The 11,804-nt window shown below is 71.7% G+C and carries 9 protein-coding genes; 5 read left to right on the top strand and 4 right to left on the bottom strand.

Annotated elements, in window-relative coordinates:
* Positions 1–106: 106 nt before the first annotated feature.
* Positions 107–1,054 carry a 5'-nucleotidase gene (locus ACZ60B_RS18655; RefSeq protein WP_469388226.1) on the top strand — a complete coding sequence of 316 codons (948 nt, stop codon included), beginning with the start codon at positions 107–109 and terminating at the stop codon, positions 1,052–1,054.
* A 140-nt stretch (positions 1,055–1,194) separates the two neighbouring features.
* On the opposite strand, the gene ACZ60B_RS18650 is transcribed toward ACZ60B_RS18655, so the two are convergent.
* From ACZ60B_RS18650 to ACZ60B_RS18640, 3 genes are all read right to left on the bottom strand, one after another.
* Positions 1,195–2,475: a C-glycoside deglycosidase beta subunit domain-containing protein gene (locus tag ACZ60B_RS18650; RefSeq protein ID WP_469388224.1), complete on the bottom strand. Its 1,281-nt coding sequence runs from the start codon at positions 2,473–2,475 to the stop codon at positions 1,195–1,197.
* A 104-nt stretch (positions 2,476–2,579) separates the two neighbouring features.
* A complete protein-coding gene (locus tag ACZ60B_RS18645) occupies positions 2,580–3,941 on the bottom strand; it encodes an MFS transporter (protein WP_469388222.1) in 1,362 nt (453 codons plus the stop codon).
* A gap of 200 nt (positions 3,942–4,141) precedes the next feature.
* Positions 4,142–5,410, bottom strand: coding sequence for an ROK family protein (locus tag ACZ60B_RS18640; protein ID WP_469388220.1), 1,269 nt, complete (start codon positions 5,408–5,410; stop codon positions 4,142–4,144).
* A gap of 191 nt (positions 5,411–5,601) precedes the next feature.
* On the opposite strand from ACZ60B_RS18640, the gene ACZ60B_RS18635 reads away from it, so the two are divergent.
* The 4 genes from ACZ60B_RS18635 (at position 5,602) to ACZ60B_RS18620 (ending at position 10,151) form a co-directional block, all read left to right on the top strand.
* Positions 5,602–6,669 carry a Gfo/Idh/MocA family protein gene (locus ACZ60B_RS18635; protein ID WP_469388218.1) on the top strand — a complete coding sequence of 356 codons (1,068 nt, stop codon included), beginning with the start codon at positions 5,602–5,604 and terminating at the stop codon, positions 6,667–6,669.
* Complete coding sequence (locus tag ACZ60B_RS18630; protein WP_469388216.1) at positions 6,666–7,604, top strand: sugar phosphate isomerase/epimerase family protein; 939 nt, start codon at positions 6,666–6,668, stop codon at positions 7,602–7,604. Before ACZ60B_RS18635 ends, ACZ60B_RS18630 begins: the two co-directional genes overlap by 4 nt.
* Before the next feature lie 91 nt (positions 7,605–7,695).
* Positions 7,696–9,204 carry a GMC oxidoreductase gene (locus ACZ60B_RS18625; RefSeq protein WP_469388214.1) on the top strand — a complete coding sequence of 503 codons (1,509 nt, stop codon included), beginning with the start codon at positions 7,696–7,698 and terminating at the stop codon, positions 9,202–9,204.
* A gap of 5 nt (positions 9,205–9,209) precedes the next feature.
* Entirely contained in the window at positions 9,210–10,151 is a 942-nt protein-coding gene (locus ACZ60B_RS18620; protein ID WP_469388212.1) for a LysR family transcriptional regulator, read from the top strand.
* Positions 10,152–10,205: 54 nt separating this feature from the next.
* Here ACZ60B_RS18620 and ACZ60B_RS18615 read toward each other — a convergent pair whose 3' ends face one another.
* Positions 10,206–11,441 carry an ROK family transcriptional regulator gene (locus tag ACZ60B_RS18615; protein ID WP_469388211.1) on the bottom strand — a complete coding sequence of 412 codons (1,236 nt, stop codon included), beginning with the start codon at positions 11,439–11,441 and terminating at the stop codon, positions 10,206–10,208.
* Positions 11,442–11,804 lie beyond the last annotated feature (363 nt).

The raw sequence follows: 11,804 nt of genomic DNA, 5'->3' as shown, positions 1-11,804 counted from the left end.
TACGTCAGCAGGACATATATCCACCCAAAGAGGAATCTGGCACCGACGACCTGGCCCGATGGGACAGGTCGGGGCGTGAGTGCGCGTTAGTGGCAGGAGGGACGCCATGGCCGTCTACGAGCTGAAGAACCGTCTGGTCGTCGGTATCGCTTCCAGCGCACTGTTCGACCTGGCGGAGGCGGACGCCATCTTTCGTGATCAGGGAGAGGACGCCTACCGCGCCTACCAGGAGGCGCACTTGGACGACACCCTGGACAAGGGGGTCGCCTTCCCCTTCATCCGCAGACTGCTGTCCCTGAACGACCTCTCACCCGACGACCCTCTGGTCGAGGGCATCATCCTGTCCCGCAATGATCCCGACACCGGGCTGCGGGTCATGCGGTCCATACAGTCCTACGGCCTGCCGATCAGCCGGGCCGTCTTCATGCAGGGCCGCTCGCCCTATCGCTTCATGCCCGCGCTGAACATGTCCCTGTTCCTGTCCGCGAACGAGGACGACGTCCGCGAGGCCGTCGCGCTCGGACTGCCCGCCGGTCGAGTGCTCGGCCCGGCAGTGGCCGACGAGGGTGACGATCAGGATCTGCGGATCGCTTTCGACTTCGACGGAGTCCTTGCCGACGACGCCTCGGAACAGGTCTACCAGTCCGGCGGCATCGAGGACTTTCGTTTCCATGAGACGACGAACGCCGCCACCCCGCACGACCCGGGCCCCCTGCGGGACTTCCTCGCAGGCGTCAACCGGCTCCAGCGGCGCGAAGAGGAACAAAGGGCGGCGGACGCCGACTACAGGATTCGCGTCCATGTCTCGCTCGTCACCGCCCGTGACGCACCCGCCCACGAACGCCCGGTGCGCAGCCTGAAGAACTGGGGTGTGACCGTCAACGACGCCTTCTTCCTCGGTGGCATAGACAAGAGCACGATCATGGAGGTCCTCAGGCCCCACATCTTCTTCGACGACCAGGTCGGCCACCTGACGGGAACCGCCCGCAGCACGCCCAGCGTGCACGTCCCCTTCGGGAAGATCAACGAACCGGACCGCCCGCTACGCGCCTGAGCGCGCGCAGCCATGAGGTTCGCCCCGGACCGGGTCCGGCCCGCGAAACACCGACGGCGGCAGGGCCGGAATGCTCGCAGCGGCCCGGGGAGAGAGGTGAGGACGCTCCCCGGGTCCGGCGGTGCGCGGGTGCCGGAGGTTCAGAGACCCAGGCCGCGCAGCAGGGCGTGCTGGCGTCGTACCTGGTCGCGGCCTCGGCAGGGTTCGCGGCGGCCCTCGTACTCGCTGGAGAGCCAGCCGGTCCAGCCCGCGCCGTGGAGGGTGGGGACGATCTCCTGCCAGGGCACGTGCAGGTCGTTCAGCCGGTCGTCGATCTCGAAGAACTTCGCCTGGATGAAGTGGACGTGCGGGAGCACCTCGAGGAGGTCGGACATCGGTACGGCCAGTGGCTCCAGGAAGGGCGGACGCTTCTTGCCCTCGAAGCCTTCGTGGCCGTCGTCGACGGGGGCGGTCTGGAAGATGCCCGTGTCGATGAGGAGCTTGAAGTGGTCGCTGCCGGTGCGCTCGATGAAGTCGACGTAGCTCTGCGTCACGGGGTGCTTGATGGGCGTGGGGCTGTGGATCTCCGGGCAGATGACGACGTCGAGTTCTGCCGCCAGGTCCAGGACCCGCTCGACGGCGGGCTGCCAGATCGGGTGCGGGTCCAGCTCCGGGGAGATCACCCCGAACTTCGGACGGATCGAGGTGAAGCCGAGGTCCTTGGCCAGACGCAGGTCCGTCTCCAGCTGTGCACGGCCCTCTTCCACGGTGAGGTCGCGGTCGTGCCACATCGCGCTGTCGACCCATGCGCCGTAGTTCGTCGGGGTGAGGCCGTACCGGTCGAGGAGCTTGTGCCAGGTGTCGATCCATGACGCGTCGGGGCGCGGGTAGCCGGGGATGTTGCCTTCGCCGAGGATCTCGATGCCGGTCGCGCCGAGGTCGGCGATGTCGGCCATGGCGTCCTCGAGGGACATCGAGGTGTAGATGTCGCCCGAGTAGCTGTAGAGGGAGACGCCGTACTTGATTCCGGGGGTGGCCGTTCCGGGGACGATCGTGCCGGTCGCCGTGGCGCGGAAGACGGAGGGTCCGGCGATCACGGGTATGTAGGGGCGGCGCAGGTGGACGGCGACTTCGATGTGGTGGATGCCGGGGGTCAGGCCCCCGGGCCTGGGGACGGTGACGACGGCGACCTCGTCGAGCTGCCAGCGCACGTCGGTGGAGGCGCGCAGCTCGTCGAGGGTGAAGGTGCGGCCCTGGAGCGTCCACCGCGTGTGCTCGGCCGAGTGCTTCTCGCCGTCGATCACGACCTCGGCGCCCTCGATCAGGCTGCCGGCGACACCGCGGTAGTTGGGGTTGCGCAGGTGCAGCCGGAAGCCGGTGGCGGCGCCGTTCTCGACGACGTTGCGGAAGCCCCGCTGCTGGATGATGTTGCGTTCGAGCACCGTCGGCCCGTCCTTTCTGAGGGGGAGGTAGGTGTCGGCGGTCCGAGGGCGGATCGGCGGATCGACGAGTGCCGTCCGTCGGCCGCGGCTGCGGGGCGAAGGGCTCAGACGGCCGGCGTCACGGCCGGGCGGTCGAGCCGGTAGAGGGACATGCAGGCCGCCTGGGCCAGGCACAGGATCATGGGGAGGCCGACGAAGGCCCACTCGATGGCGTCGGACGCGTGCGCGGTGGCGTGGTCGGCGTGGTAGCCGCCCCAGGCCAGGGCCCAGGCGAAGAGCGCGCCGCCCAGGGCGGTGCCCACCTTCGTCGCGAAGCTGTAGCCCGCGTACAGCAGGCCTTCGTCGCGGCGTCCGACGGTGGCTTCGTGGTGGTCGATGGTCTGCGAGATCAGGGCGGGCGCGGCGACGAGCCCGAAGCCGCCGAGGATGTTGGCCACGAAGAACAGGGTGAGGAACCCGGCGGCGTCGTGGTGGAGCGGGAACAGCACGGCGTACAGCAGGGCGGTGGCGACGAGTCCCGCGACGATGCCCCTGCGGTTGCCGGTACGGCGCAGGACCCAGGGCGTCAGCAGGGAGCCCAGCAGCGCGGAGACGGAGAAGGCGAGGAGGATGTAGCTGGCGGCCCAGGCGTCGTGCAGGACCTCGCGGGCGTAGTAGACCGCGCCGGCGGTGATCACGCCCAGGCGGACGAACGCGGCCAGCGAGGACAGGCAGACGCCGATCCAGTGCCGGTTGCGGAAGAGGGCCTTGAGCGACTGCGCGGTGGCCGTCTTCGGCCGGTTCTCCTGCTGGAAGGCGGTCTGCTCCCGGCACAGGTAGGCGACCAGCCAGTAGAGCAGGGTGCCGGCGATGCCGAGGACGACGGCCATGCCGGTGAAGCCGTGGGCGAGGTCGTGGCCTCCCAGCGCGGTGACCAGCGGCATGACGGCGACCGACACCGCGATGAGGCCCAGTGAGGCCCCGACGAAGCGGTAGCCGCTCATCCTCATGCGGGTGTCCTCGTCGGCGGTCAGCATGGGCAGCATCGCGCCGTAGGGCACGTTGACCAGGGAGTGGCTGATGCCGACGGCGACGAAGGTGGCGCCCGCCCAGATCGCGGCCGTGGTGCCGTGGCCCACGGGGGTGAAGGCGAGGGCGAAGGCCGCGGCCAGCACCGGGGAGGCGAAGATCAGGTAGGGGCGGGCGCGGCCGAAGCGGGTGCGGGTGCGGTCGACGGCGAGGCCGACGACCGGATCGATCACGGCATCGGCCACCCGGCCCAGCAGCAGGATCGTTCCCGCGGTCGCGGCGGCCAGGCCGGCGAAGTCGGTGTAGAAGAACAGCAGGAAGGCCGTGAGCGTGGTCCACGTCAGGTTCGACGCCAGATCTCCGAGCCCGTAGCCGAGCTGCGCGGCTCTGCCCAGGGGGCGCACCGCGGTCATAGGCGCGTCGGTGGGTGCGCTGGTGTGCGTCGTTGCGGCACTCATCGTCGAGTCCCTTCGGTGCGGGGAGTGGGCGCCGCCCAGGCGTCAGCGAGGGGCGGAGGCGGCTGCCGGGTGAAGCGGGGAGGTCCGTGTGCCGTCACCCGCTACTCAGGGAACTTATGTTTGCCGCAAGCGTAAGTCAATGGGTTGTATCGACCGGGCTCGCAGGACGGGTGATTTCCGCAGCGTGCCTCACCCGCCGATCACCCGCCGATCAGCAGACGGTCCGGTTCGACCGACGCCGGGCTCCCCGCCGGCGTCCACGCGGCCATCGCGTCGGCGGACAGCAGGGCCTCCACGGCCAGGTGGGCACCGCCGACGACACCGCCCAGGTCGCCGAGCTCGGTGCCGCGGATCACCAGATCGCTCGCGGCCAGCGGCAGCGACCTGCTGCGCACGGTGTGGTCGACCACGCGCAGGAAGACGTCGCCGACGGTCAGGACACCGCCGCCGAACACCAGGCTGGCGGGGTTGTAGAAGTTGACCAGGGTCGCCATGAGGCTGCCGACCCGTTCCGCGGCCCGCGCCACGGCCGTCAGGCACCACGAATCGCCCTCCGCGACCCCGCGGCCGATGTCGGCCGGCGTGATCTCCCCGTGGGCGCGGTGGACGTCCGTCAGGTACCTGCTGCGCCCCTCGTGCACCGCGGTCACCGCGTCCCGGGCCAGCGCCCAGCCGCCCGCGAGTGCTTCGAGGCAGCCGTGGCGCCCGCAGCGGCACATCACCGAGTTGTCCTCCAGCACGCGGGCGTGCCCGATGTCGCCCGCCGCCCCCTTGCTGCCGCGGTGGACGTGGCCGTCGCTGACGATGCCGGCGCCGATGCCCGTACCGATCTTGACGAAGATCATGTCCTCGTCGCGCGCGCCGACGCTGCGGGCCTCGCCGAGCGCCAGCAGGTTGGCGTCGTTGTCGACCCACACCGGCACCCGGTGCCGGGCCTGGAGCCGTCCGCGCAGGTCGAAGCCGTCCCACCCGGGCATGATCGGTGGCTGGGACGGCCGCCCCGTGGAGAACTCCACCGGGCCCGGAAGGCCCACCGTCACGGCCCACAGGGGCGCCTGCGGCTGCGCGGCGAGGAGCTCGGTGAACTGCGCGTCCAGCAGGGCCAGGGTCTCCACCGGGCCGCGGGAGACGGGCCACTCCAGATGCCGGTGCTCCAGGACCTTCGCGTCCAGATCGGTCACCGCCACGTCCAGGGCGGCGGCTCCCAGGACGGCCGTCAGCACCAGGCCGCGCCCGGCGTTGAAACGCAGCTGCCGCGGCGCGCGGCCGCCGCTGGACGGCCCGGTCTCGGCGTCCTCCAGCAGTCCCAGGTCGATGGCCTGCTCGACCCTCTGCGAGATCACGGTGCGGCCCAGCAGGGAGACGGATCCCAGGTCGGGGCGGGTGCGCGCCCGGCCGGAGCGGACCATCCGGACGACGGCGGAAAGGGCGTCGAAGTGATCGACGGCGGTGGGAGGACGGCGTGTCATAGCCGCATCATCCCCTACTTCTGCTGATGTACAAGGAACTCTTGACGACTTTTGCATGTCACGTGCAATAGTGGCGGCGAGCATCCACAGACATGCACCGAGGCGACATGCGTCGAGGCGCCACGCCCCGAATCGACCTGCCTCGAATCGAAGCGACACGCATCGAACAGAAGACGTAAGGACGCATCCACATGCCACAGCCGATCAGAGCGGCGATCGTGGGCACCGGGTTCATGGGAGCCGAGCACGCGCGCGCCGCCGTAGCCGCCGGGGGAGCGGTGCAGCTCGTGGTGGGCACCTCGGCCGACCGGGCCGGCCCCTTGGCCGCCGGGCTCCCCGGCGCACGACCGGCGACCTTCGAGCAGGTCCTCGCCTCCGAGACCGACGTCGTCCACATCTGCACGCCCAACCACCTCCACCACGAGCTGACGCTGCGGGCGCTGCGGGCCGGCAAGCACGTCGTGTGCGAGAAGCCGCTGGCGGTCTCCGCGGCGCAGGCCCAGGAACTGGCCGACCTGGCCGCCGAGACCGGCGCGACCGCCACCGTCCCGTTCGTCTACCGCTTCTACTCGGCCGTACGGCAGGCCCGGGCCCGTATCGCGGCAGCCGCGCGGGGACCCTGGCTGCTGCACGGCTCCTACGCGCAGGACTGGCTCGCCGAACCGGGCGCGGACAACTGGCGCACCGATCCCGCCCTCGGAGGCAGCAGCCGGGCCTTCGGCGACATCGGCGTCCACTGGTGCGACCTGATGGAGTTCGTCACCGGCCAGCGGATCACCGCCCTCCAGGCCGTCCTCGGCACCGCCCACCCCCTGCGCGGCGGCCGCCCCACGGCCACGGAGGACGGCGGAGTCGTCCAGTTCCGCACCGACCGCGGCGCCATCGGCTCCCTGGTCATCAGCCAGGCCAGCGCCGGCCGCAAGAACAGGCTCGCGTTCTCCTTCGACGGCACGGACGCCACGTACGCCTTCGACCAGGAGAACCCCGAACAGCTGTGGATCGGCGGACGGGACGACAACCGCGTCCTGCTCCGCGATCCCGCCCGCGCGGGTGAACGCCCGGATGCCCTGCCGGCCGGACATCCGCAGGGCTACCGCGACTGCTTCGCCGACTTCGTCGCCGACACCTACGCCGCCGTCCGCGGCACCGCCCCCGACGGCCTGCCCACCTTCGCCGACGGCCTGCGCGCCGCCCGCCTCACCGAAGCCGTCGTGCGCTCCGCGGCCGCCGGCTCCACCTGGACGGAGATTTCCGCATGAACCTCGGCATGCTCACCGCCTGCCTGCCCGGCTGGTCACTCGACCGCGTCGCCGACTGGGCCGCGGCCGCCGGCTACGAACGTCTGGAGGTGGCCTGCTGGCCCGGCACCGGCGGCCGTGACTTCGAGGCCTCGCACATCGACGTCGCCGACTTCGACGGCGCCCGCTTCGGCGCCTCGCGCGAGGCCGAACGGGTCCGCTCCCTGCTCGCACGCACCGGACTGCAGATCTCCGCCCTCGCCTACTACGAGAACAACCTGCATCCGGACCCCGCCCGCCGCGACGAGATCCGCACCCACCTCAAGCGGGTCGTCGATGCCGCGCAGGCCCTCGACGTCCCCTACGTCGGTACGTTCATCGGCCGCGATCCCGCCCTGAGTGTCCCGGCGAACCAGCGGGAGGCCGAGCGCGTCCTGCCCGAGCTCGTCGACTATGCGGGCGAACGCGGAGTGCGGCTGATCATCGAGAACTGCGTCATGGAGGGCTGGCACCCGGACGGCCACCCGGGCAACATCGCCTACTCGCCCGAACTGTGGGAGTGGATGTTCTCCCTCGGCCTCCACCTCAACTGGGACCCCTCCCACCTGATGTGGATCGGCATCGACCCGGTGACGACCATCGCCCCCTACATCGACCGGATCGTCCACGCCCAGGCCAAGGACATCGAGATCGACCCCGTGGCGCGCAACCGCTACGGGTTCTTCGGCACCACCGACAAGAAGGGCGACCCCTGGGCCACCGGGTGGTGGCGCTACCGCGTGCCCGGACGCGGCCAGGTCGACTGGCTGCGGGTCGTCGACCGCCTCTACGAAGCCGGGTTCACCGGCACCCTCTCGGTCGAGCACGAGGACCCCTTGTGGGGAGGCACCCCCGAGAAGGTCTGCCAGGGCCTCACCATCGCGCACCGGACGCTGCGGCCGCTCATCACCGGCTGAACCCCCGTTTCCCCGCACGCCGCCCGTCACCGGCCGAACCCCCGCTTCCCCGCACGCAGCCCGCCGTGGGCCGCACACCAGGAGCCCCGCCATGTCCCTCCCCCTGTCAACCGCCTACGACCTCGTCGTCGTCGGCAGCGGACCCACCGGAAGCACCTATGTCCGCGAGATCTTCGAACAGCATCCCGGTGCGCGCATCCTGGTGGTCGAGGCCGGCCCGCGGATCAGCACGCCGCCCGGCGGCCATGTGAAGAACATCGCCGACGAGGCGCAGCGCACGCGTGCCCAGCGGGCTTCCGAAGGTCCCGCGCCCGCCATGCCCGGCCGGCCGGGGACCCGGCTGCTGGGCACCCCCGAACTGCCCGCGGCGGCCGTCTCGACCAACGTCGGCGGGATGGGCGCCCACTGGACCGCGGCCTGCCCGCGCCCCGGGGACAGCGAGCGCATCGCCCTCATCGCACCCGAAGCGATGGACCGTCATCTGGCCCGCGCCGAAGAACTCCTCCACGTCAGTGCCCACGCGTTCGACGACGCCCCCTTCGCGGACGAGGTCCGCCGGCGCCTGTCCGCCCGCTTCGACGAGGACCGCCCGGCGGACCGTCGCGTCTCCCCGATGCCGCTGGCCGTCACCGCCCGCCCCGACGGCACCCATGCCTGGAGCGGTACGGACGCCATCCTCGGCCCGGCGGCCGACGACCCCCGGGTCGAGATCGCCGACCGGTGCCTGTGCGTGCGCGTCCTGCACCGGGACGGCACCGTGGCCGGCGTCGCCGTACGCGACCTGGAGAGCGGGCGGGAGGCGACGGTCGCCTCGACCGCCGTGGTGGTCGCCGCCGACGCCCTGCGCACCCCTCAGCTGCTGCACGCCTCCGGTATCCGCCCGGCGGCGCTGGGCCGCTACCTCAACGACCAGCCCCAGGTCGTCCACGCCGTACGGCTGCCGGAGGCCGTCGTCGCCGCGCACCGTGCCGTCACCGGCCGCACCCGGGACACGGACGGCGGCATCGTCCCGCAGAGCGGTGTGAGCTGGGTGCCCTTCACCGATGAACGGCCCTTCCACGGCCAGGTCATGCAGCTCGACGCCTCTCCGCTGCCGCTCGCGGGCGACGCGCCGGTCGAGCCCGGCAGCATCGTCGGTCTGGGCTGGTTCTGCGCCAAGGACATCAGCGCCGACGACCGTGTCCTGTTCAGCGACAGCGAGACGGACGCCTTCGGGATGCCCGCCGCAGCCGTCCACTACCGCTACTCCGATCGCGACCTGGCCACCATCGACGCCGCGAAGCGGGCCGTCGCGGAGGCGGGCGCCGCACTCGGCGACCCGCTGGAGGACGAGCCGCTCCTGCTGCCCGCGGGAAGCTCGCTGCACTACCAGGGCACCACCCGCATGGGCGCCGCGAACGACGGCACCAGCGTCTGCGACAGCCACAGCCGGGTCTGGGACACCGTGGGCCTGTGGGTGGCCGGCAACAACGTCATCCCGACGGCGACCGCCTGCAACCCGACCCTCACCTCCGTGGCCCTGGCCTCCCGCGGGGCCCAGGCAGTGCTGGACCATCTCGGCCGCCGCCTGGACCGGGCCGCGACCGCCGCGTCCGTATAACCTCCATGGCGGTCGATCGGCTCCTGGTCAACCTGGACCTCAATCTCCTGGTCACGCTGGACGTTCTGCTGCGCGAACGCAACGTCACCCGGGCGGCCGAGCAACTCGGGTGCAGCCAGCCCACGGTGAGCGCCTCGCTCGCCCGGCTGCGTCGCCACTTCGACGACGAGCTGCTGCACCGGGCCGGAGGGCGGTACGAACTCACGCCGATCGCCGCCCGGTTGGCCGCCCGCACCGGACCGGCCGTGGAGAGCGTGCGCCGGGTCTTCGACGTACGCGCAGCCTTCGATCCCACCACGGCCGCCCGGGAGTTCACGATCCTCATGTCCGACTACGCCGTGGCCGTGCTGGGTCCGGTCCTCACCGAGCGGGTGGCCCGCGCGGGTCCGGGGCTACGGCTGCGGCTGCACCAGACCACGCCGCACGCGGTCGACCACGCGCCGGAGACGCTTCGCGCGGTCGACGGGATCCTGCTGCCGCACGGCTTCCTCGCCGACCTGCCCCGCACCGACCTCTACGAGGACCGCTGGGTCTGTGTGGTCGCGCGGGACAACGCGGCGGTGGGGGAGCGGCTCGGCCTCGCGCAGCTGCGGGAGTTGCCGTGGGTGGTGCTCCACAACCGTCCCACCGCCTTCGCACCCCCCGTCCAGCAGTTGCGGATGCTGGGGGTCGAGCCGCAGGTGGAGGTCGTCGTCGACGGGTTCCTGCAGATGCCGTTCCTGGTGGCGGGCACCGATCGGGTGGCCCTGCTCCCGGCCCGGCTGGCGCACCGGATCGCGCCGGTCGCCGGACTGCGCGTCCTGGAGTGCCCGTTCGACGCCTTCCCCATCACCGAGGCGTTCTGGTGGCATCCGATGTACCGCAGCGACGCCGGCCACGCCTGGCTGCGCGAACTCCTGGCGGAGGCCGGAGGTGCCTTGGGCGCCGCACAACCGGACGGTGGGTGAGGCCGGCCGGGACGGCGTGCGGGCAGGCTCTTCCGTGGACCGCGAGGCCACGGATCAGGCCGGTGCCGTCCGCGGTGACCCCGCCGCCAGCCAGGTCTCCAGCTGGGAGGCGGAGAAGACCTCGTCGAGAGCCAGATGGACGGCGCCGGTGACACCGGAGATCTCTTCGGGGAGCGTCGCCGCGTCGATGCGCAGCGTCTGGATCGCCAGCGGCAGCGCCCTGCGGCGGATTCCCTCCCCGATGGTGGTGAGGACGTGCTCCCGGGCCCGTACGATGCCGCCGCCCAGTACGAGCCGAGCGGGGTTGTAGAAGCTCACGAGCGTGGCGAGAGTGCCGCCGAGCAGGGCCGAGGTGCGCTGGAGCAGGGCCTGGGCGGCCAGGTCCCCGTGGTTGGCCGCCTCGGTGACGTCGAGGGGGCGGATCTCGCGCCGGTCGGCCAGAACGGCGGCCAGGGGCGGGCTCTGCCTGGTCTCGGCGAGCATTCTGCCGTCGCGGGCGAGCGCGGCCCCGCCGGCCACGGCTTCCAGGCAACCGAGGTTGCCGCAGCGGCAGATGACGTTCGCGCCCTCGGGGACGGCGACATGGCCGATGTCGCCGGCGGAGCCGTTGGCGCCACGATAGAGCCGTCCCTCCACGACGAGAGCGGCGCCGATCCCGACGCCGACCCGGACGTACAGCATGTGGCCCGTCTCGTCGGTCGCGGGAGCGGAACGCAGTTCACCCAGCGCCATCACATTGACGTCGTTGTCGACCCACACCGGGGCTCCGAAGCGGCTCGCGAAGCGGTCCCGGATCGGGTAGCGGTCCCAGCCCGGCATGAGGGGTGGCACCACCGGCAGTCCGCTGCGGAACTCCACCGGCCCCGGTACGCCGACGCCCACCGCCCAGAGCGATGCCCGGCCGTCTTCGAGCAGTTCGTCGGCGAGCGTCTCCGCGACGCCGAGCACGGCGTCGGGGCCGTCGGCGACGTCGATGGCCTGCTGCCGGGTCGCGAGCAACTCGCCGTCGAGGTCGGCGAGTCCGACGACCAGCTCGGTGGCCGACACGTCCACGCCGAGGATCCGGCCGCGATCCGCCCGCAGCCGCAACTGCCGCGGTGCCCGCCCGCCGGAGGACGGGCCGAGGCCGGCGCTCTCGATCAGGCCCGCCGCCTCGAGTTCGGCGACGCGCTGGGCGACGACGCTGCGGCCGAGCCCCACCCGCTCCACGAGGAGCGGCTGGGTCGTCCGCGGACGCGTGCGTACGGAGTCCAGGACGGCGGCCAGTCCATTGATTCGATCACTTGGCACGGCGTCAGGCTAACAAGGTTCATCCGGGAAACGGGAGAAGTCCAGCCCGACTTCTCGGCTGCCGATGCGCTATTGCGCACGCCTATAGCGACTATCGCCGTTTCACGCAGGTAACGCCGTTGACTTCTTCCGTTGGCAGGAAGAAGTATCTGCGCATCGAGCCGCCCAGCCGCCCGGAAGCACACATCCGTGACCCGGCCGGGGCCGCTCAGGAAGCACCCGGGACCCTCCCGGCCGGCACCCACGAAACAGCAAGTCGGCCACCGTGCGCCGCTCATCGAACCCCGCGCCGCGACCTGTCCCCGCCGGCCGCCCCCCAGGGGGGTCGACATCACCAGCAAGACATGAAGGAGAAAGGTCCGA

This window comes from Streptomyces sp. NPDC104096 (genome assembly GCF_055584385.1).
This window is presented reverse-complemented; position numbering and strand designations above follow the sequence as displayed.

Excerpts from the sequence above, each read along its gene's own strand:
- ACZ60B_RS18655 (WP_469388226.1), top strand. The coding sequence starts at position 107 with ATGGCCGTCTACGAGCTGAAGAACCGTCTGGTCGTCGGTATCGCTTCC.
- ACZ60B_RS18645 (WP_469388222.1), bottom strand. The coding sequence starts at position 3,941 with ATGAGTGCCGCAACGACGCACACCAGCGCACCCACCGACGCGCCTATG.
- ACZ60B_RS18640 (WP_469388220.1), bottom strand. The coding sequence starts at position 5,410 with ATGACACGCCGTCCTCCCACCGCCGTCGATCACTTCGACGCCCTTTCC.
- ACZ60B_RS18635 (WP_469388218.1), top strand. The coding sequence starts at position 5,602 with ATGCCACAGCCGATCAGAGCGGCGATCGTGGGCACCGGGTTCATGGGA.
- ACZ60B_RS18630 (WP_469388216.1), top strand. The coding sequence starts at position 6,666 with ATGAACCTCGGCATGCTCACCGCCTGCCTGCCCGGCTGGTCACTCGAC.
- ACZ60B_RS18625 (WP_469388214.1), top strand. The coding sequence starts at position 7,696 with ATGTCCCTCCCCCTGTCAACCGCCTACGACCTCGTCGTCGTCGGCAGC.
- ACZ60B_RS18620 (WP_469388212.1), top strand. The coding sequence starts at position 9,210 with ATGGCGGTCGATCGGCTCCTGGTCAACCTGGACCTCAATCTCCTGGTC.